The sequence below is a fragment of the Roseateles sp. GW821-FHT02E12 genome (assembly GCF_059421665.1).
This window is the reverse complement of record NZ_JBWKVK010000004.1, coordinates 416,154-436,332: the sequence shown is the minus strand read 5'-3', so window position 1 is coordinate 436,332 and position 20,179 is coordinate 416,154. Positions and strand designations below refer to the sequence as shown.

Sequence of the window (20,179 nt, the reverse complement as noted above, 5' to 3'; positions counted from 1 at the left end):
TTGACGGCATCACGGAGGGCATGCCGGGCCGGGCAGACATGGCCAGCGCCGTCACGCCGGTTCTGACGGTCGGCTCAGCCAGGCCCGCAGCGCCGCCGCCGGCAACGGCTTGCGGGCTGCAGTGATGCCCTGGGCAGCCAGGGCGTCAGCGCCCAGAGGCAGTGTTTCACCGCTGATGAGCAGGGCCGGCGTGGTGGCGCCGCACCAGGCTCGCAGGTCGGCCAGGGCCTGCAGTCCGTCCCCTTGAACCAGGCGCCAATCGCTGATGAGCCGCTCCGGCCTCACGCCCTCCTGCCGCAACCGGGCAAGCAGCGGGTCGGCGGCGGCGGCGGCCCACACGGCACAGCCCCAGGTGCGCAGCAAATCCACCGTGGCCTGGCGCACCGCCTCGTCGTCTTCCACCAAGGCCACACAGCGGCCCTGCAGCGGCTCGTTGACACCAGGCAGGGCCGGGCTCGCGTCGAGCGCCTGCGGCGCAGCGAGCGGCAGCGTGACGCTGAAGCAACTGCCCCGCCCCAACTGGCTGCGCAGGCTCACCGGGTGCTGCAGCAGCCGCGAGAGCCGGGCCACGATGGCCAGGCCCAGGCCATGCCCGCGCCGCCGGTCGCGCCCCGGGTTGTCCAGCTGCACGAACTCCTGAAAGATGCGCTCGTGCTGCTCGGGCGCGATGCCCGGGCCGGTGTCCCAGACCGACAGCCGCACCTCGTTGCCGCGCTGCCGCGCCGCCAGCAGCACGCCACCCTGCACGCTGTGGTTGAGCGCGTTGGACAACAGGTTGCGCAGCATGCGCTCCAGTTGCTTGGCGTCACTGCACACCCACAGCGAGGTGGGGCGTAGCCGCCATTGCAGGCCACGCGCCTGGGCCAGCACGGCGAACTCGGGCGCGAGCTGGTCGAACAGGGCTTGCAGCGGCAGCGGCACGGGCTGTGGCACCACGGCGCCGCTGTCCAGGCGCGAGACGTCGAGTAGGGTCTCGACGAGGCCATCGAGCGCCTGTGCCATCGCCTGCAGTTGCGCGGCAGTCTGGCCGGCACGCCGCCCGTGCATCTCCGCCTGGGCCTGCGCGGCCAGCAGGCCCAAGGCATGCACGGGCTGGCGCAGGTCGTGGCTGGCTGCGGCCAGGAAGCGCGCCAGGGCGTCGCGCGCCGCCTGCGTTTCAGCGAGCAGGGCTTCGCGCTCGAAGCGCATGGCATGACTCTCGTGCAGCAGGCGCGTGTGGCGCAGCAGCAGCGAGGTCGCCAACAGCGTGGCCGCCACCACCAGCAGGGCCGGGTAGCCCCCGCGCCAGCCCGCATGCACGAGGAAGAGCCCGATCAGCGTACTCACCACGGGCAGCAGCAGCGCCAGGAAGGCCCGCGGCAGCGGCGCCATGACGTTGATGCTGGCCACGCACGTCACGCAGGCCAGCATGGCGGCGTACATCTGGCTGGCGCGCTCCTGCGGCTCGAAGGCCATGGCGAGCGCGATGGCCCAGAGCAGCCCCGTGAGTCCGCCGCCCACCTCGGCGCGGCGCTCCCAGCGCGGCAGCTGCAACGAGAGGGCTTCGTCGGCCAGGCCCCCAAGCTGCCAGCGCCAGCGCGCGCGCCAGACGATCAATGCGGCAAAGGACAGCGCCCACAGTGCCAGTGGCGCGGTTGGCGACTTGCCCGCCACGAACCCGATCTGCAACAGCACGAGCAAGCTGGCGGCTACCAGGCTCACCCCGCTCTGCGCAAAGAACAGCCGCACCATCGCCAGCCGCGTGCGGGCATCCTGGGGCTGGGGCAATGCGAGAGCCATGGCGGCCATGATGCCGCGCAAAGCCCCGCAGGGGGAACAGGTTAGTTCAGCGACACACCGTCTTCAACGCGGTAGTACAGCCCGTAAGGATCGTCCATCAGCACGGCCAGCACGCCTTCGACGACGACGGGCTCCAGCGTGTAGCGCACCGGCTTCTTGGTGCGCACCTCAACCAGGCCTTCGGGGCCGGCCGGCACGCAGAAGGAGCAGGTCGTGGGCACCGACGACAGCAGGAAGTGCTGCTGCTTGTCGCCCGCCTCCAGCGGCATCATGAAGCCCTGCACCTTGACGGTCTTGCGATTCAGCGCCTGCACGGCGGCCGGGAAGGTCGGGATGATCTTCTTCTTCTCGGCCTTGGCCGTGACCTGGGACAACAGCGACCAGGACACGATGTCGGCACGCTCTTCCAGCGGCTTGAAGGGGCTGCGCGGGTCGTGATAACCCGGGCCTTGGCCAATGCCAGGTGGCGTTTGCGCGAACGCGGCGGTGGCGGCCAACAAGGCGACGGCGACGAGGGACTTCATGGCAATGGCGGACCGCTTGGATGCAGAGACGCCTATTTTGCCGCCGCCGGCATGTCAACTCTCCCCGGAGGGCTGTGGCGCCGCCTTCAGCTCTTCGAGGTACTGACGCAGCAGCGCCGCGCGCCGCGGCCGAAAACTCTCGCCGAGGTTCTCGACGCGCTCGATCCGCTCGGGCCTGAACATCCGAAAACCCTGCCGCAGGCAACACCAGGCCAGCAGCACCAGCAACCGGTCGATGTAGACGAGGCCCAGGGGCCAGATCTTGCGGTCAGTGCCCGCGCCGTCGCGATCAACGTAGCGCAGGCGCAGCGCCTCTTCTCGCCAGCAGGCTTCGCGGATCAGCGGCAGGTCGGCCGCCGGCTGCGGGCGTTCGCTGAAGCGATGCGCTTGCGAAACCGCGTGCTGGATGTGCTGCTGGCCCACCGACGGCAGTGTGGCCACCACCTTGGCCAGTACCGACGCGGCGGCCTTGGCCAGCGCCGGGTCGCCGATGTGCCGGACCTCGGCCAGGCCCAGCACCAGGGCCTCGATCTCCAGACGCGTGAAGGTCTGGGGCGGCAGTGTGCCGTCCTCGATGAGGCAATAGCCCAGGCCGCGCTCGCCACCGATCTCGGCGCCGGACATGCGCAGGCTTTCGATGTCGCGGTAGATGGAGCGCACTGACACACCGGTCTCCCTGGCGAGCCGCTCTGCCGTGACGGGCGACGGCAGCGTGCGCAGGGCTTGCAGCAGGCGAAACAGGCGTTCGGAGCGTGACATCGGCGTTGACTCTGCAACTGCCGAAAACTGGCAGGAGGGCTGCCTAGAGTAGCAGTCGTCTGTTCATCGCCGGGCGCCCTCCTCTGGGGTGATGACGACGCTCCCATTCCTTCCAAGAAAGCCACTCATGACCGTTTCCGTCGTCCCCCACATCAACCTGCGCGGCCAGGCGCGCGAAGCCCTGCAGTTCTACCAATCCGTCTTTGGCGGAGAAATCATGGCGATGACCTACCGCGACGCACACGCCGTGCGCGACCCACAGGACGCCGACCGCGTCATGTGGGGCCAGGTGCGCGCGGCCGATGGCTTCCAAGTGATGGCTTACGACGTGCCCACCGACACCGCGTGGCAGCCGGGCGAGAACGCGTACTTCATCTGCGTGGGCTGCAGCACCCCGCAAGAAGCCACCGAGCGCTGGGCCCGGCTGGCTGATGGCGCGACCGTCATGCAGCCGTTGGCACCCGCCCAGTGGGCGCCGCTCTATGGCATGTTGAAAGACAGGTTCGGCGTGACGTGGGTGGTCAACGTCAGCGCGGCGCCTGCAGCAGGGTCGTGACGTCGAGCCGGTAGGCCCGCCACGCGGGCCAGGCCGCGGCCAGCAGCGCGAGCATGCCGGCCAGCAGCGGCACCAGCCATTCGGCCTCGCTCCAGCCCAGGGCGCCGAGGCGCAGCGACTGGCGCTCGGCGAGCAGGTGCTCCAGCGCTGCGACGAGGCCGTGCCCCGCCGCCAGGCCCAGCACAGCGGCCAAGCCGGCCAGCAGCAAGGCTTCCAGCGCGATCAGCGAGGCGACGCGTGAGGCCGGGGCGCCCAGCATGCGCAGCATGGCCAGGTCGCCCTGCCGCGCGCGCACCGCGTGCAGCAACGCCACCCAGACCGACAGGCCTGCCGCAGCCAGCAGCACGATGCCGAAGCCGCGCAGCACCTCGGTGCCCGCCCCGACCAGCCGCATCAGCCGCGCCGTCTCAAGCGCCGGGGCGGCGGACTGCAGGCCGTCCTGGGCATTGACCCAGCGCGGCAGCATGACGGCCGCCAGCGGGCTGCGGTATCGCACCAGGGCCAGCGTGATCTCGCGCTTCTCGTCGGCCGCATCGGCCACGTCGGTCTCCGCATGCGCCTCGCCGGCATGGTGGGCTTCGTGCACCTCCCACACCGAGGCCAGGTCGGTCAGCACGAGGCGGTCCAGCACGCTGCCCGATTCGGCGAGCACGCCGACGACTTCGAACTGGTGCTCGCCATGGGCGCCGCCCCCTTCGGCCAGCCCGTGGCTGCCGGCGAAATGGTCACCCAGCTTGAGCCCGCTGGTGCGTGCAACTTCGACACCGAGCACGGCCTGCATGGGCTTGGCCCACAGGGCGCCCTGACCCAGCTTGGCGCCGTAGAGGTCGAGGTAGTCCGGCGTCGTGCCGGCAATGCGATAGCCGCGGAAGGAATCGCCCAACGAAAGCGGCACGACTTGGGCAACCAGCGGTTGTGCCTTGAGCAACGCCAGCGTTGCCAGCGGGATGTTGCCGGTGGGGGCATCGAGGTGGAACACCCCGGCCAGCATGATCTGCATCGGGCTGCCCTTGGCGCCGACGACGAGGTCGATGTTGGCCAGGTCGCGCTTCAGCCCGGCCTCGACCTGGGCGCTGGCACGCAGCACAAAGGTCACCGCCGCGAGGCCCAGCGTAAGCAGCAGCAGGTTGAGCGCCGTCGTCAACGGGCTGGACCAGAGGTATCGCCAGGCGAGCCGGATCACAACACCACCTCGCTGACGTCGTCCCGCTCCCCGAGCGCCTCGACGACGCGTGCGTCATGGCTGGCGATGACCAGCGTGCAGCCCTCGCGCTCGGCCGCGTCGAGCAGCAGCGCCAGCATGTGCAGGGTGTGCTCGTCGTCGAGGTTGGCGCTGGGTTCGTCGGCCAGCAGCAGGCGTGGCCGGCGCATCAGCGCACGTGCCAACGCCACGCGCTGGGCCTGGCCGACGCTGAGCTGGTGAGGCCGGCGCTTGGCCAGCTCGGCAATGTCCAGCGCCTCCATCAGCTCGGCCGCGCGTGCCGGGTCGGCGCCCTGCCCTGCGGCCAGGGCCGGCAGCGCGAGGTTCTCCGCCACCGTCAGCGCCTCGCTCAAGTGCAGGCGCTGCGGTACGACACCCAAGGTGGCACCGCGCCACGCATCCAACGCGCGCGGGCTCAGCGTCTGCAGCTCGGTTTCCGCGACGCTGAGCTCGCCCTGCTGCACGCGCAACAAGCCCGCCAGCAGCGCCAGCAAGGTCGACTTGCCCGAGCCCGAGGCGCCGCGCAGCAGCAGGTGCCGCCCCGAAGCCAGCGCGAAATCGGCATAGGCGATCTCGGCGCCGCCGGCATAGCGATGGCGCAGACCGCCCCAGCTCAACATCACTTGACCAGGCGCTTGAAGCTGGCCAGGAACTTGTCCACCTTGCCCGCGACGACGAAGGCGCAGTAGCCCTGCTCCGGGTTGCGGGCGTAGTAATGCTGGTGGTACGCCTCGGCCGGGTGGTAGCTGGCTTCAGGCAGCAGTTCGGTGACGACGCGGCCGCCGTGGTGGTCGCTGGCCTCCTTCAGCACTTCGGCGGCGAGTTCGCGCTGCGCCTCGGTGTGCCAGTAGATGGCCGAGCGGTATTGCGTACCGACGTCGGCGCCCTGGCGGTTCAGCGTCGTCGGGTCGTGGATGGTGAAGAAGACCTCCAGCAGCTCGCGCAGCGAGACCTCGGCAGGGTCGAAGTCGATGCGCACGACCTCGGCATAGCCGGTGTTGCCCCCGCAGACGGCCTCGTAGGTGGGCTTGGGGCCCTGGCCGTTGCTGTAGCCGTTCTCCACGCGGTGCACGCCGCGCACGCGCTCGTAGACGGCTTCCAGGCACCAGAAGCAGCCGCCGGCCAGGGTGAGGCGTTCGAGGTTCGTAGCAGGCATGAGATGACTTTCAATGAGCGCCGAGGGACAACTCGACATGGGGGCGCCAGACCTCGTCGCAAGCCTTGTCGCAAAGCTTGGGGGCGGCGAGGAAGACGCGGGCATTCGGTGCGCCGCGGGCCAGCAGCGCGTCGCGCACGGCCGTGGCACGAGAGACGGCAAGCTGGCGCAGCGCTTCGTCGTCGACGGCGTAGCTGCCCAGCAGCAGGCCGCGCATCTGCTCGGGCGGCAGGTCTTTAGTCAGGCCCAGGACGTTCTTGGGCTTGTTGGGCAGCTTGCTGGCCTGGTAAAGGCGCCTGAGCGCGGCATCCGGTGTCGCGGCGTTTTCGGCCTTCAACGCGCTGGCCAGGCGCTGCTCGCGGATGGACTGGCCTTCGGCGGCGATGCCGGCCCAGCCGGTCAGCGTCAGCTGCACGCCGGGTTTGTCGACCAGCAGCTTGGTGATGCGATCGAGCTGGTCAACGGCGGCCAGCTCCGCGCTGCCAGGCAGGAAGGCGATCTGCGCTTCCTCGGGGCTGTCGCTGCCGCTGAACAGCGCGAAGGGCGATGTCAGCGCCTTGCCGATGAGGTTGAGCACGAGCTTCCAGACCAGCCCGCCGACGCTGAACTCGGGGTCGTTCAGCGAGCCGCTGACGGGCAGGTTGACGTCGATGACGCCGTTGCCGTCCTTCAGCAGCGCGACGGCGAAGCGCACCGGCAGCGAGGTCGCATCGGGGCTGTCGACACGGTCGCCGAAGGTCAGCTGGTTCAGGATGATCTGGTTGCTGGCGACGAGCTGGCCGCCGGGCTCGACCTTGTAGCGCAGCTTGGTGGAGAGCTTGCCGCGCTCGATGGCGTAGCCGGCGTACTTGGCGGCGTAGGGCGACAGCGGCGCCAGCTCGATGTCGGTCGCATTGGCGGCAATGTCCATGGCCACGGGCGCGCCGGGCTTGAGCTGGCCGTCGATCTCCAGCAGGCCGGTGCCGGCGACCTTGCCCTTCAAGGTCAGCGGCGCCATGGCCGGGTTGGTGGACGAGAAGGCGCCCAGTGAACCCTGCAGCTCGGTCAGGCGGGCGCTGTAGTTGGGGCGTACGAAGCGGTCGCTGAAGTCGACGATGCCGCGGTTGACGCGGATCCGCTCGGCGGCGAACTCGGGCTGGGGCGCGGAGGCAGCCGCTGCCGGGGCGGAGGCCGCTTCGGCCGGCCCGATGTCGCGCAGGTTGAAGCGGCCCTGCTCGTTGACGATGAGGCGGGCGTAGGCGTCGTCGAGCAGCGCCTCCTTCACCGCAAGGCGCGGCGGAGCACCGGGCGCCAACGCGAGCTTGAGGCCATCGAGCTGAAGCACCTGCCAGCTCAGCAGGTCCTCGCCAACGACGCGCTGGCCATCCGCCACGCGCGCCTGAAGCAGCGCGAGCGGCCCGACGCGCACATCGCCGCCGAGGTTGGCCGCCCAGGCGCCGCCGGCTTGCTGGCTGGCCGTCACGTCAGCCTTCAGCCCCAACTCGGCGCGCTGCAGGTGCAGGCCCCACGCCGGGTCGAGATAGGCGTTGAGCAGCTGCAGCGGCAAGGCTTTGGCCTGCAGGCTGCCAGTGGCCGACAGCGGCGCCAGGCCGACGCGGCCGGCCCATTGCAGGCTGCCGGCGCTGGCGGCAATGGGCTGGTCGTTGGCGCCAATGGCGGCGAGCTGGGTCGACAGCTGGGCCTGCACCGGCGCAGCGGCGGGCCAGCTCACGGCACCGAGCTGCAGGTGCAGCGGCTCGACGGCCAGGGCCACGGGCGCCACGCCCGCGGGCACGGCGGCGTCACGCCAGCGCAGCACGCCGCGTTCGACGGCAAGGGCGGCGAGTTGCAGCTTCCAGGCTGGCGCGGAGGCCGGTGCGGAGGCGGCGCTGTCGGGTGGCAGCAGTGGTGCGAGGTTCAGGCGGCCATCGGCCTCGCGGGCAAGCAATGCGCGCGGGGCATCGAGGGTCAGCTTGCCGAGCGAGATGCTGTGGCTGGCGGGGTCGATGCTGGCCTTGTCGAGCTGGGCCGAGGCCAGCGTCAGCAGCTTGGGCGCGCCGGGCAGGCCGAGACGCGCGTCGCTGATGCGCAGCTCGGCGAGGCTCAGTTGGGCGCGGTCAGCGGCGCCGGCGGCCAGCGGGTCTTTGACGGTCAGGCCGAACTGGGTCGACAACCCGGCACTCAGCCGCGCACTGCCGGGCAGAGGCAGCCAGGCGGCCAGGCGTTCGACGGCGAGGCCGGCCAGCGTGGCATCGGCCTGAAGCAGCTCGGGCGAGAGCTTGGCCTGGGCGCTCAGCGTGGCTTGGTCCAGGCGCAGGCTGGCGTCGAGCTGCGTGGGCGCCTTCAGCGGCCAGGCCGTGGGAGCCAGCTTGAGCTGGATGGCGTCGAGCACCAGGTCCTTGGCGGTGAAGCGGCCGTCCTTGACCTCGACGCCCGCGACGCTGAACTGCCAGGGCGGCGCTGGCTGGGCGGCCGTGTCCTGGGGCTGGGCCGGCAGCGGGCGCAGCCAGGCGCTGGGCGATTCGAGCAGGATCTGGCCAAAGCCGAGCTGGCGGCGCAGCGGCTGCACGTCGGCCAGCGGCAGGCTCAGGCGCTTGCAGCCGAGCAGGGCCTGGCCGTCGGGCTGGGTCAGCGCCAGGTCGTGCAGTTGGATGAGGCCGCTGAGCTTGACGCCGGGCGTCTGTTTCGGGCGCTCGGAAAAATCCAGCGCCAGGTCGACATCGAGCCGGCCGCCGCCCAGGCGAATGGGTGCGCTCGTGGGTACGTAGGCGGCCAGCGGCGCGAGGTCCAGCCCGGCGAACTTGAAGGACAGGCGGGCGCTGACGTCGTCGGCAAAGGGCAGCGCCTCGGCGCGGCTGTCGAAACCGACGCCGTCGAGCTTGCCACTGAGCTGCGGCAGCACCTTGACCTTGACGTCAGCCGGCAGCGTCGACAGGAATGGCAGGGCCAGGTGCAGGCCGGCAAGCTCGTGCTTGCGCTGCACCGGGCGGTCGTCGAAGAGGATGCGGCCGCCCGTGAGCTCGATGTTGTAGACGGCGAACTCGGGCTCGGCTTCTTCCGGCGCACCCGGTTTTGCGGCGAAGCGCTGGATCAGGTCGTCGATGTCATAACGCCCCTCGGCCGTGCGCGCGACACGCAGCTCGGGCTGGGTCAGGGCCAGCGATTCGACGACGGCACGGCCACGCAGCAGGGAGCGCAGGGACAAGGCCGCGTCCAGCTTGGCCAAGGTGAACAGCGGCGGCTGATTGGCGCCGGGGCCGGCGATGCTGAGGCCCTCGACGACGAGGGCCAGGCGCCAAGGCTGGAAATGCGCCTCCTCGATGCGCACCTGCCGGCCCAGGGCCTCGGTTGCCAGGGCGGCGCCGCGGCCAGTGACCCAGCCCGGCAGGGCCAGCGTCACGATGAGCAGCAGCAGCGTGCCCAGGGCCGACAGGGCGGCCAGGGTCCAGAGAATGGTGCGGGCGGGGGAGCGGGAAGTGGTCGTCACGGCGGATGCATTATTGATGTCGGCGATGATGCCGGCAGTGAGCCTCGCCCTCGACTACTCCGACTTCAAGACCCTGCTGCTGGCGGCTGCGCTGCCGCCGGCGCCGCTGCTGCTGCTGGCGGCTTGGGGAGCCTGGCGGCTCAAGCGTGGCCGGCGCTTTGGTGCCGCCCTGCTGGGGCTGTCGCTGATAGGCGTCTGGCTGTCGGGCACGGAGGCGGTGGGTGAGCTGCTGAGCCGGGCCGCGGGTCAGCCCACGGTCCTCGGGCCGGCCCAGGTCGATGCGCTGCGCGGCCGCTCCGACGGCGCGGTGCTGGTGCTGGGTGGCGGTGTGAAGCGCCATGTGCCGGAGCTTGATGCCGGCTCACCATCTCGCATCACCGCTGAACGGCTGGCCTACGGTGTCTGGGTTGCCCGGCGCAGCGGCTGGCCGTTGGCCTTTTCCGGCGGCATCGGCTGGACGGCGACCGAGCTGCGCCAGCCCGAGGCCGAAATCATTGCCCGCGTGGCCGCCGATGACTATGGCCTGCCGTTGCGCTGGGCCGAGGCCAGTTCGCGCGATACGCGGGAGAACGCGGCCCACACGCTGCCGCTGTTGGCGAAGGCGGGCGTCAAGCAGGTCATTCTCGTTACGCATGACACGCACATGCGCCGCGCCATGCGCGCCTTCGAGGCCGAGGCGGCTCCGCTGGGCCTCAGCATCGTGCCGGCACCCGTCGGCCTGCGCGACGATGCCTTGACGAGCTTTGGCGATTGGTGCCCGTCGACCGATGGCTTCGAGCGCGTGCGCTACGTCGTCTACGAGACGCTGGCCTGGTGGTCAGGCCGCTAGACGGCGCCACAAATAGAAACCCCGCCGGGCTTTAAGGCCGGGCGGGGTGGGTGGCTATGCCACCTTGGGGCTCTAAGGCGATCTGCCAAAGGGCTCCTGGCGCGCAATGATTGCGCCAGAGGGTTTGCCTCAAAAGGCAATACAACAGTAGGCGAGCGTGTTCAGCCCTTCAAGAAGAGTTGCCCGAATAGCGCCTCGGCACGCGCCGTGATCTCAGGCGGCAGGCTGATGCCGCGGCCCCATTCGCGGCTGGTCTCGCCGGGCCACTTGTTGGTGGCGTCCAGCCCCATCTTGCCGCCCAGGCCGCTGACGGGCGAGGCGAAGTCGAGGTAGTCGATGGGGGTGTTGTCCACCAGCGTGGTGTCGCGCACCGGGTCCATGCGGGTGGTGATGGCCCAGATCACCTCCTGCCAGTTGCGCGTGTCGATGTCGTCGTCGACCACGACGATGAACTTGGTGTACATGAACTGGCGCAGGAAGCTCCAGATGCCGAACATCAGCCGCTTGGCGTGGCCGGGGTAGGCCTTCTTGATCGACACGACAGCCATCCGGTAGCTGCAACCCTCGGGCGGCAGGTAGAAGTCGACGATCTCCGGAAACTGCTTTTGCAGGATGGGCACGAAGACTTCGTTGAGCGCGACGCCCAGGATGGCGGGCTCGTCGGGCGGCTTGCCGGTGTAGGTGGAGTGATAGATGGGGTTCTTGCGCTGGGTCTGGCGGCTGATCTCGAAGACGGGGAACCAGTCCTGCTCGTTGTAATAGCCGGTGTGGTCGCCGAACGGGCCTTCGAGCGCGTGCAGGTAGCCGCCCTTCTCTTTCAGCGGCACGCCGCGTTCGCTGAACCCCGTGTAGCCGGCAGCAGCGGGCGGGATGTGGCCTTCCAGCACGATTTCGGCGGATGCCGGCGCCTGCAGCGGCTGGCCGGTGCCCACGCCGGTGTTGACCAGCTCAGTGCGGGAGCCGCGCAGCAGGCCGGCGAACTGGTATTCCGACAGCGAATCCGGCACGGGCGTGACGGCACCGAGGATGGTGGCGGGGTCGGCACCCAGCGCGACGGCGATCGGGAAAGGCTCACCCGGGTGGGCCAGTGCGTGGTCGCGGAAGTCCAGTGCACCACCGCGGTGCGCCAGCCAGCGCATGATGACCTGGCGCGGGCCGATCAGCTGCTGGCGGTAGATGCCGAGGTTCTGGCGGGTGCGTGCCGGCCCCCGGGTGATAACCAGACCCCACGTGATCAGGGGGGCTGCGTCGTCGGGCCAGCAGGTCTGGATGGGCAGACGGCCGAGGTCGACGTCGCTGCCCTCGAACACCTCTTCCTGGCAGGGCGCCTTGCGCTGCACGCTGGGCTTCATGTCCCACAGCGCCTTGGCCATCTGCAGCAGCTTGCCGGCGTCCTTCAGGCCCTTGGGCGGGTCGGGCTCCTTGAGGCTGGCGAGCACCCGGCCGACATCGCGCAAATCGGCCAGAGACTCAGCGCCCATGCCGAGTGCGACGCGACGCGTTGTCCCGAAAAGATTGGTCAAGGCGGGGGTGGAATGCCCGGTCGGCGCCTCGAACAAAAGGGCGGGTCCGCCGGCGCGCAGCACACGGTCGCTGAGGGCCGTCATCTCCAGCACGGGCGAGACTTTTTCACGCACGCGCTTGAGCTCCCCGAGCCCTTCCAGGCCGGCGATGAAGTCCCTCAGGTCGCTGTATTTCATAACCAAAAGTAGTATTGAAGAGGCCAAACAGCCTTGACGGGTTATCTTCGACCCGTAAAATTCGTCGCTTCGGGTTTTTACTGAACCCAACCGGCCGGGTCCACCGGGCACACAGATGCCACAGGCCAGAGCAATCGACCGGGAAATTATCACCGTCGCCCCACCCAGACAGCCTCTCTACCTGAGGCAGCCTGAGGCGGACCGCGACACAAGGAGTCGCATGACGACACGTCAAGACCTGTTCAGCCTGGCTCGCCACACGCGGGATTCGGCGTCGCTGTTCGTCAAGGACATCGGCAACGGCCTGCTCGTGGTCAGCCACAACACGCTGGCCCTCGTCGGGCTGGCCGTGGTGTCGGTGCTGCTGGTGTTCACGAGCCAGGCAGGCCTGCGCGAGAAGCTGGAGTCGGCCACGCTGGGCTGGCTGAATGCACGCCACGAGGCGCGTGCCGAGGCCGAGGGCAACACGCTGCTGACGTCTGCCGAGCCGGATGCCATCGCCCGGGCCACCGCCACCGACCCGCGCGAACTGAGCCGCCAGCAAGCTGCCGTGGCCCACTGGCTGGCACGCCGCTACAGCGTGGCGCCCGAGCCCATTAGCCGCCTCGTGCAAGAGGCCTGGGCAGTTGGGCAGCGGGCCAAGGTCGAGCCGACGCTCATCCTGGCCATCATGGCCATTGAATCCCGCTTCAACCCCTTCGCGCAGAGTTCCGTGGGCGCCCAGGGCCTGATGCAGGTCATGACTCGCGTGCACGACGACAAATACGAGGCCTTCGGTGGCACGTTGGCGGCCTTCGACCCGGTGACGAACCTGCGGGTCGGTGTGCAAGTGCTGAAGGAATGCATCCAGCGTGCCGGCAGCCTCGAGGACGGCCTGCGCTTCTACGTCGGCGGCGCCAACCTGGCCGAGGACACCGGCTACACGGCGCGCGTGCTGGCCGAGCACGACCTGCTGAAGTCTGTCGCGGCCGGCCGCTCGGTGCCCGCGAATGTCACCGTGCGCCCCCTGCGCGAAGCAGCGTCGGCGCCCACGGGCGAATCTGCTCAAGTGGCCCTGCTGCGCTGAACTACACTGGCCGTTCACGCGACTGGCGATCAGGGTCACAAGCTGACCTGAGGTGGGCCACCACCGGGGAGCGTGAGGCGGTTGTCACAGCCGCTATCAGCCGTTCGCCTGGGCAGCCTTGGACATCACGCCAGCCGTGAGCGCCTTGGATTTACCGCCTGAACTTCGGAAACATCTGCCATGTTTGACCGCAATACCTCCACCCTCGCCCTGGTCGACCCCGAGCTCTGGACCGCTGTCCAGAACGAGACGCGCCGCCAGGAAGACCACATCGAGCTGATCGCCAGCGAGAACTACACGTCGCCTGCCGTCATGGAAGCCCAGGGCAGCCAGCTGACGAACAAGTACGCCGAGGGTTACCCCGGCAAGCGCTACTACGGTGGCTGCGAATACGTCGACGTGGCCGAGCAACTCGCCATCGACCGTGTGAAGCAGCTCTTCGGCGCCGAGTTCGCCAACGTGCAGCCCAACTCCGGCTCGCAAGCCAACCAGGGCGTGTTCTTCGCGCTGCTGCAGCCCGGCGACACCATCATGGGCATGAGCCTGGCCGAAGGCGGTCACCTGACCCACGGCATGGCGCTGAACATGAGCGGCAAGTGGTTCAACGTCATCAGCTACGGCCTGGACGAGAACGAAGCCATCGACTACGACGCGATGGAAGCCCTGGCCCGCGAGAAGAAGCCCAAGCTCATCATTGCCGGCGCGTCGGCCTACTCGCTGCGCATCGACTTCGAGCGCTTCGGCAAGATCGCCAAGGAGATCGGCGCCTACTTCATGGTCGACATGGCCCACTACGCCGGCCTGATCGCCGCGGGCGTCTACCCGAACCCGCTGCCGCATGCCGACGTCGTCACGTCCACCACGCACAAGAGCCTGCGCGGCCCGCGCGGCGGCATCATCCTGACGAACGACGAGGCGATCGCCAAGAAGATCAACTCGGCCATCTTCCCCGGCATCCAGGGCGGCCCGCTGATGCACGTCATCGCCGGCAAGGCCGTGGCCTTCAAGGAAGCGCTGACGCCCGAGTTCAAGGCCTACCAGGAACAGGTTGTTAAGAACGCCAAGGTGCTGGCCGACACGCTGATCGAGCGCGGCCTGCGCATCGTCTCCGGCGGCACGGAAAGCCACGTCATGCTGGTGGACCTGCGCCCCAAGAACCTGACGGGCAAGGAAGCCGAGGCCATCCTGGGCGCGGCCCACATGACCTGCAACAAGAACGGCATCCCCAACGACCCGCAGAAGCCCATGGTCACCAGCGGCGTCCGCCTCGGCACGCCGGCCATGACGACGCGTGGTTTCAAGGAGGAGCAGGTGCGCGCCACGGCTCACCTGATCGCCGACGTGCTGGACAAGCCGCACGACGAGGCCAACCTGGCCGCCGTGCGCGAGAAGGTTGCTGCGCTGACTGCAGCCTTCCCGGTGTATCGCGGTTGATCGGCGGCTGAGCCCCGGACGCCGTGCGCTGCCCGTTCTGCTCTCACACCGAAACCCAGGTCTCCGAGACCCGGGAGTCGGACGAGGGCGACGTCGTCCGCCGGCGGCGCCGCTGCCTGTCCTGCGACAAGCGCTTCACGACCTATGAGCGGGCTGACATCGCCATGCCCTCGGTCGTCAAGAAGGATGGGCGGCGCGCCGACTTCGACGCCTCCAAGCTGCGCGCATCCATGCAGTTGGCATTGCGCAAGCGGCCGGTCAGCGTTGAGCAGATCGACGCGGCCATCAACCGCATCGAGGAAAAGCTGCTTGCCAGCGGCGCCCGCGAGATCGCGTCCACGCGCCTGGGCGAGCTGGTCATGCGCGAACTCAAGCGCATCGACAAGGTGGCCTACGTCCGCTTCGCGTCGGTCTATCGCAGCTTTGAGGACGTTGACGAGTTCCGCCAGCTGATCCGCGAGATCTGACCGTGGTTTCCCTATCCCCCTTAAGAGGGAGTCGCGGGGGATGCGCCCCCACCCTCTCCCCCTTCGTTCCGCCTTACGGGGGAAAGACGCGTTGAGCCCCGCTTCCTAAAGTTCGTTACATCAAATAACGAATCGAGGGAAGCCGCATGAACCGCACCGTCAACACCCGCCGCACCAGCCGCGGTTTCACCCTCGTGGAGCTCTGCGCCAGCGTCGGCATCTGTGCTGCTCTGATCAGCCAAGCCGTGCCCGCCATGGGCAAGCTGCACCAGGAGCAAAAGCTGCGTGTCAGATCGGATGCCCTGGCCACCGACCTGCGCTTCGCCCGCAGCGAGGCCGCCCGCCTCGGCGACTCGGTCTACTTCCGCGTCAGCGGCAAGGGTGCTGGCGCCTGCTACGTCCTGCACACCGGTGCCAAGAACGACTGCGACTGCGCGGATGGCAAGGCCGTCTGCACAAAGCAGGGGAGCCACGTCATCAAGGCCGAATGGCTGCCATCCAGCCAGCCGGTGCAGATCAGCAGCAATGCCGAGACGATGGCGTTCCAGCATCGCCAAGGTCTGGTGACACAGACAGGCAGCATCGAGCTGCGTCTGAGTAGCGGCTCTGCGATCCGGCAGGTTGTCGCCATCACGGGTCGGGTACGCAGTTGCTACGTTGGCACCAAAGTGGCCAACATGCCCAAGTGCGCATAAGCCCCTCATTCGTGGTGGTTGCCGACCGGCGGCGCAACTTGGCGGACGAGCGGTACTGCCGTTACAGGCCGCCAACGGCGACTACCGAAAATCGCGCCATGCGTACGCTTCCCTGCCCCAGAAGCAATGGCTTCAGTCTGATCGAGTTGATGGTTGCGCTCGCTATTGCCGGCATTCTTGCCTCGATCGCTTATCCGGCCTACACGTCGCAAATGCAGCGCGGTCGGCGAGCCGACGCCATCGCTGCGCTGACGACAGTGATGCAGGCCCAGGAGCGCTATCGCAGCAACGCCAGCAACTACGCATCCTCGTTGGTTGATCTGAACAACCTTGACATTTCCAATATCACGCCGCACTACCAGGTGACTCTGACAGGGGTTGGCACGACCCCGAGCTTTGATATCGGCTATAACGCCACGGCGACGCCGGTGTCTGGCGGCAAGCAGGCCGGCGATATTGCCTGCAAGAGCTTGACCGTGAAATTGGAGGGCGCCGTAGTCACCTATTCGGCCATCGGTGACCCAGACAATTCGGGTACGGATCGCGACACCAAGGACATTTGCTGGCCAAAATAACCATGAAAAAGAGTTTTCATGCATTCGCCGCTCGCATGCCCGGGCTCACCCTGGTTGAGATTCTGATCGGGGTGGCCGTACTTTCCATCCTGATGGCGATTGCCGCGCCTTCGATGGCTGATCTGTTGGAAAAGCGGCGGGTGATTGCCGCAACGGATGAAGTCGCGGGTATTTTGGCTTATGCCAAGGCTGAGACGAATTCGATCAATTCCAGGCTCATTGTGCAATTTGACACCGAACCCAATCCGACTATGAGCTGCGCGGCCGTAGTCACGGAAAGCGCTTGGAATCAATGCAAATGCTTCAATGCGCCAAGTAATATATGCCCTGCTGGACCCTCCAAATTGTTGCGCTTGTTCCAATTGCCTTTGCAGCATGTCAGATTCGCTTCGTCAGGGACGTTTGTTGCTCCCTATGACAATCAAATCAAGTTTTCCCGCGAGCAGTCGACCATTGACGTTGTGGGATTTCGTGTCGACGTGGTCGGTCAGCGGCGAGGGTATGCCTTGCGTGTGGAGGTCAACACTGCAGGCCGGGTCAAGATATGTTCGCCAAACGGTGACATGAGCGGGTACGTCACATGCGTATGAAACTCAAACCAAGCCGTGCACCCTCGCGCCACGCCGAGCGTGGCCTGGGTTTGATCGAGTTGATGGTAGGCATCACCGTGGGGTTGATCGTCACAGCCGGGGCAGCCCTGGTCGCAACCCGGCAAATCACGGAACACCGCCGGCTGATGCTCGAAGTGCAAATGCAGCAGGATCTGCGTGTCGCGGCCGATTTGCTTCAGCAGGATCTGCGCCGTGCGGGTTACCGAGGGCTGCCGGCCAACGGCGTTTGGGAACCAGAGCACAATGCGGGCTCAGTCTCGGCGAAGGCTGCAATTGTCAGTCCGTATACCGCAGTGACGCAGTCGCAAGGCGGGCATGACTTGTTTTATCGGTATGCAAAACCGGCCGCCGGCTCGAGTACGGTGAATGACACCAACGTATTGGCCAACAATGAACAGTTCGGCATCAAGCTGAGCAACAAGACGCTATCTCTTCAACTCGGCTCGGTGAACGGCCAACCCAACTGGCAGCCAATCACGGATCCGGACGCGGTAGAGATTGACGCCTTTATTCCTGTCATCTATAGCCAGCAGATTCCGCTTGATGATCTGTGCTCTTGCCCAGTCGGTGTTGCTTGCCCAACGATGACAGTGCGGTGGGTGGACTTCACCATCACGGCGCATGCCAAGTCTGATAGCAGCGTCAAGCGCACCTTGCAAGTCAAGGAAAAAATCCGTGCCGACGATATCAGCGGGGTTTGCCCGTGATGCGCTCATTCAATACAGCCGGTCGGCAGACGCAGGCAGGGGCGGCCACGCTCGTGGTGGTCATGGTCCTTTTCCTGGTCATGGCTTTGTTGGCAGCGTATGCCAACCGCAGCCTGATGTTTGAACAGCGGATATCCAGCAGCTATTACCGTGCCAGCATGGCTCAGGAGATGGCCGAAGGCGGCATTGAATGGACTGTGGCCATGCTCAATGGCTCGGGTATCAACGCCAATTGCGCACCGGTGAGTAGCGGCGGAACGCGCTTCGTTGATAAATATCTTTCAGTTTCGCCGGCAGACCGCGACACCCAAAGCAAAAGTTCAGTACCGACTGCTGTCGCAGTCGACTGCGTCCGCACGAGCACAGCCTTGGTTTGCCGTTGCCCCGCACCGGGCGGCCGGTCCAGTCAACCAACGACAACCGTGGCTGGAAATCTCGTGCCCAGCGTAGGAATCGCCTTGGGCAGCGAGAGTCCGAACACGCACTACGGCAGTTTCATGGTGACATCTCAGGGCTGCACGGACAGCAGTGTCGATAACTGTGCCAACGGCTCGGAGGCGCGCAGCCAAAGGGCCGTCGCAACCTCTTCGCAAAACGCGGCTATCGCCTTTATTGCCGCCGTGCCTTCGTCGCCGTCCAGCCCGCTGATCGTCAAGGGCAGCCTGACGACCTTGGGAAGTGGTGGCCTGGGTTTGCACAACACCGACCCTGCGTCCAACGGACTCTTGATCGTGTCTGGCCGTCCTGCGCCAGTGGGCCTCATTGACAGCCGCATGGACAGCGTGCCTGGCACGCCGCCGAGTCAGGCGCGAGTCTTTAGCGACAACGACCTGAACGGCATGACGACCCGAGAGTTCTTCCGGGTGTTCATGGGCATGGCACCCAGTCGATACAAGAATCATCCGTCGCTGCAAGTGGTCACTTGCACGGCAGGCGATTGCGGAACGGATCTGCAGAATGCCTATGACGCAGGCAAGCGAATCCTTTGGGTTGACGGGGCCATGGCCATCAATTCCAACGTGGTCATCGGCGCCGTCAACGATCCGCCGCTGATCATCGTGGATGGCGCGGTCGCCCTGACCGGGCCGATGCAGATCAACGGCATGCTCGTAGCTCTTGGCGATCTGGACTGGACCAATACGGGCGGGCTGACCTCGCTGATCACCGGCATGGTGCTGGTTCAGGGCGACATGCGGGTGAACGGAAGCATGGACGTGTACTACCTGCGATCCATCGCGAACCAGCTCCGTAATCGTCAGGGCAGCTACGCGCGGGTTTCCGGCGGCTGGCGCGACACCGATAACGATTGACCGAGGCGGGCTGATGTCCAAGCTGTTTCATACCCGCTCCCCGCGCCCAGTAGCGGCCCGCCAGCGCGGCGTCACTTTGATCGAGGCCCTGGTCGCCTTGCTGGTGATGTCCTTCGGCATGCTGGCCCTCGTGGGCTTGATGAGCAATCTGCGTTTCGGTGCAGACCTGGCCAAGCAGCGCAGCGAAGCCATGCGCATGGCCCGCGCCGAAATCGCCGAGGCGCGGGCTTTCTCCGAGCTCACGCGCGGGTCCAGCACTTCGACCGCTGTCAAGTTCTACGACGACATCACGAGCGTGACGCGCGCGCCGACGACACCTGCTGATTCCAACACGGCCTATACCGTGCAGCGTGTCGTCACCCCGCTGGCGACCGGCGGGCAGGGCAAGGTGGTTCGCGTGCAAGTGACCTGGACCGACCGTGCCAACATTCAGCAGACCGTCAGCCTGGACACGGTCATCGCCTCGGTGGACCCTGTCTTCAGTGCGGTCGTCGGCATGACACCTCAGGCCAGCCCGATAGCTCAACCGTCTGGCCGCAATCCGGTCATCCCGGAAGGTGCGGCAAAGGTGGACAAGAACAACAGCGCCTTCCGCCCGAGCGCCCTGGGCAGCACGGTTTGGATCTTCAACAACCTGACGGGTGTCATCGTCGGCAAGTGCTCGATTCCCGCCGGCACGCCGGTGTCCACATTGACGACGGCCGATGTCGCGAGCTGCAGCAACCCCACGATCGGCTTCCTGCTGAGCGGCACGGTGCGCTTCTCGAACACCAATCCGGCCAATCCCAGCGTGCCTGAGGCAACCGCCATTCCGCTCGGGCTGGACTTCGTCAGCGGCAGCTACTCTCTGCCGCGGCTCGACGCCGATGGCAACCCGATCAGGGACTCCCACGGCAACATCCTGACGCGCAGCTTTACGGTCGCCACGGCAGATTTGCCAGTGCGCAACTGCTTCGAAGATTCACCCGGTACTGCGCCGAGCACCCAGCCCTTCGTCAACTACTACTGCATCGTCGAGCCCACGGGCACGCCGTTGAGCTGGTCCGGGAAAGTCGTGTTGACGCGATTCAGCACCGGTACGACCGCTGCCGAGTACCGCGTCTGCCGCTACAGCGCAGATTACGACGGCAGTACAGACGCCTACACGCCGGACAAGAAGTCGCTGGACAACTCCGAGCATCCAGCGGTGTACGGCAAGGTCACGGGCTCCCTGGCACGCCAGAACTTCCTGGTCGTGCAGGGAGACCGCAGTTGCCCCACGGCCCCTGCGGTGAACGCAGCCGGCGGCATCTTCGCGGACTATTCGACTCTCCAGTTGCAGCCTTGACCGCTGGCTAGACTGGC

Annotated in this window: 19 protein-coding genes and 1 riboswitch; of the genes, 11 read left to right on the top strand and 8 right to left on the bottom strand. The window is 67.1% G+C overall.

Annotated features, from left to right (window positions below):
- Positions 1 to 51: 51 nt before the first annotated feature.
- Genes AC07V5_RS24775 through AC07V5_RS24765 form a run of 3 tightly spaced genes read right to left on the bottom strand, consistent with a single transcriptional unit; the run spans position 52 to position 3,062 of the window.
- The gene (locus AC07V5_RS24775; protein ID WP_495118393.1) at positions 52 to 1,779 is read right to left on the bottom strand and encodes an ATP-binding response regulator; all 1,728 of its coding nucleotides are present in this window, start codon (positions 1,777 to 1,779) and stop codon (positions 52 to 54) included.
- Between the two features lie 41 nt (positions 1,780 to 1,820).
- Positions 1,821 to 2,303, bottom strand: coding sequence for a DUF3299 domain-containing protein (locus AC07V5_RS24770; RefSeq protein WP_495118392.1), 483 nt, complete (start codon positions 2,301 to 2,303; stop codon positions 1,821 to 1,823).
- A gap of 54 nt (positions 2,304 to 2,357) precedes the next feature.
- Positions 2,358 to 3,062, bottom strand: coding sequence for a helix-turn-helix transcriptional regulator (locus tag AC07V5_RS24765; RefSeq protein WP_495118391.1), 705 nt, complete (start codon positions 3,060 to 3,062; stop codon positions 2,358 to 2,360).
- Between the two features lie 127 nt (positions 3,063 to 3,189).
- Between AC07V5_RS24765 and AC07V5_RS24760 the strand changes: the two genes are divergently transcribed.
- Positions 3,190 to 3,618: a VOC family protein gene (locus AC07V5_RS24760; RefSeq protein ID WP_495118390.1), complete on the top strand. Its 429-nt coding sequence runs from the start codon at positions 3,190 to 3,192 to the stop codon at positions 3,616 to 3,618.
- On the opposite strand, the gene AC07V5_RS24755 is transcribed toward AC07V5_RS24760, so the two are convergent.
- From AC07V5_RS24755 to AC07V5_RS24740, 4 genes are read right to left on the bottom strand one after another with little or no spacing between them, the layout of a single operon-like run.
- Positions 3,590 to 4,801: an ABC transporter permease gene (locus tag AC07V5_RS24755; RefSeq protein ID WP_495118389.1), complete on the bottom strand. Its 1,212-nt coding sequence runs from the start codon at positions 4,799 to 4,801 to the stop codon at positions 3,590 to 3,592. The two genes, AC07V5_RS24760 and AC07V5_RS24755, sit on opposite strands and share 29 nt — an antisense overlap.
- Positions 4,798 to 5,439 carry an ABC transporter ATP-binding protein gene (locus AC07V5_RS24750; RefSeq protein ID WP_495118388.1) on the bottom strand — a complete coding sequence of 214 codons (642 nt, stop codon included), beginning with the start codon at positions 5,437 to 5,439 and terminating at the stop codon, positions 4,798 to 4,800. Before AC07V5_RS24750 ends, AC07V5_RS24755 begins: the two co-directional genes overlap by 4 nt.
- Positions 5,439 to 5,975 (bottom strand): peptide-methionine (S)-S-oxide reductase MsrA, encoded by a 537-nt coding sequence (gene msrA / locus AC07V5_RS24745; RefSeq protein WP_495118387.1) that lies wholly within the window; start codon positions 5,973 to 5,975, stop codon positions 5,439 to 5,441. Before msrA ends, AC07V5_RS24750 begins: the two co-directional genes overlap by 1 nt.
- 10 nt (positions 5,976 to 5,985) lie before the next feature.
- Positions 5,986 to 9,441: a DUF748 domain-containing protein gene (locus AC07V5_RS24740; RefSeq protein WP_495118386.1), complete on the bottom strand. Its 3,456-nt coding sequence runs from the start codon at positions 9,439 to 9,441 to the stop codon at positions 5,986 to 5,988.
- Between the two features lie 37 nt (positions 9,442 to 9,478).
- On the opposite strand from AC07V5_RS24740, the gene AC07V5_RS24735 reads away from it, so the two are divergent.
- Positions 9,479 to 10,270 (top strand): YdcF family protein, encoded by a 792-nt coding sequence (locus AC07V5_RS24735; RefSeq protein WP_495118385.1) that lies wholly within the window; start codon positions 9,479 to 9,481, stop codon positions 10,268 to 10,270.
- Between the two features lie 161 nt (positions 10,271 to 10,431).
- On the opposite strand, the gene ubiD is transcribed toward AC07V5_RS24735, so the two are convergent.
- A complete protein-coding gene (ubiD, locus tag AC07V5_RS24730; RefSeq protein ID WP_495118384.1) occupies positions 10,432 to 11,970 on the bottom strand; it encodes a 4-hydroxy-3-polyprenylbenzoate decarboxylase in 1,539 nt (512 codons plus the stop codon).
- Between the two features lie 220 nt (positions 11,971 to 12,190).
- On the opposite strand from ubiD, the gene AC07V5_RS24725 reads away from it, so the two are divergent.
- The 9 genes from AC07V5_RS24725 (at position 12,191) to AC07V5_RS24685 (ending at position 20,162) form a co-directional block, all read left to right on the top strand.
- Entirely contained in the window at positions 12,191 to 13,036 is an 846-nt protein-coding gene (locus tag AC07V5_RS24725; protein WP_495118383.1) for a lytic transglycosylase domain-containing protein, read from the top strand.
- Between the two features lie 8 nt (positions 13,037 to 13,044).
- Positions 13,045 to 13,157: riboswitch (ZMP/ZTP riboswitch) on the top strand.
- 59 nt (positions 13,158 to 13,216) lie between these two features.
- Positions 13,217 to 14,470 carry a serine hydroxymethyltransferase gene (gene glyA, locus AC07V5_RS24720; protein ID WP_495118382.1) on the top strand — a complete coding sequence of 418 codons (1,254 nt, stop codon included), beginning with the start codon at positions 13,217 to 13,219 and terminating at the stop codon, positions 14,468 to 14,470.
- Positions 14,471 to 14,493: 23 nt separating this feature from the next.
- On the top strand, positions 14,494 to 14,937 hold the full coding sequence (gene nrdR / locus AC07V5_RS24715; protein ID WP_495118381.1) for a transcriptional regulator NrdR: 444 nt from the start codon (positions 14,494 to 14,496) through the stop codon (positions 14,935 to 14,937).
- A gap of 146 nt (positions 14,938 to 15,083) precedes the next feature.
- Positions 15,084 to 15,632: a GspH/FimT family pseudopilin gene (locus AC07V5_RS24710; RefSeq protein ID WP_495118380.1), complete on the top strand. Its 549-nt coding sequence runs from the start codon at positions 15,084 to 15,086 to the stop codon at positions 15,630 to 15,632.
- Positions 15,633 to 15,730: 98 nt separating this feature from the next.
- A complete protein-coding gene (locus AC07V5_RS24705) occupies positions 15,731 to 16,207 on the top strand; it encodes a type IV pilin protein (protein WP_495118379.1) in 477 nt (158 codons plus the stop codon).
- Between the two features lie 2 nt (positions 16,208 to 16,209).
- On the top strand, positions 16,210 to 16,797 hold the full coding sequence (locus tag AC07V5_RS24700) for a pilus assembly FimT family protein (RefSeq protein ID WP_495118378.1): 588 nt from the start codon (positions 16,210 to 16,212) through the stop codon (positions 16,795 to 16,797).
- Positions 16,788 to 17,525, top strand: a complete 738-nt coding sequence (locus AC07V5_RS24695) for a PilW family protein (RefSeq protein ID WP_495118377.1) — start codon at positions 16,788 to 16,790, stop codon at positions 17,523 to 17,525. Before AC07V5_RS24700 ends, AC07V5_RS24695 begins: the two co-directional genes overlap by 10 nt.
- Positions 17,525 to 18,835, top strand: coding sequence for a PilX N-terminal domain-containing pilus assembly protein (locus tag AC07V5_RS24690; protein ID WP_495118376.1), 1,311 nt, complete (start codon positions 17,525 to 17,527; stop codon positions 18,833 to 18,835). Before AC07V5_RS24695 ends, AC07V5_RS24690 begins: the two co-directional genes overlap by 1 nt.
- 13 nt (positions 18,836 to 18,848) lie before the next feature.
- A complete protein-coding gene (locus tag AC07V5_RS24685; protein ID WP_495118375.1) occupies positions 18,849 to 20,162 on the top strand; it encodes a type IV pilus modification PilV family protein in 1,314 nt (437 codons plus the stop codon).
- Positions 20,163 to 20,179 lie beyond the last annotated feature (17 nt).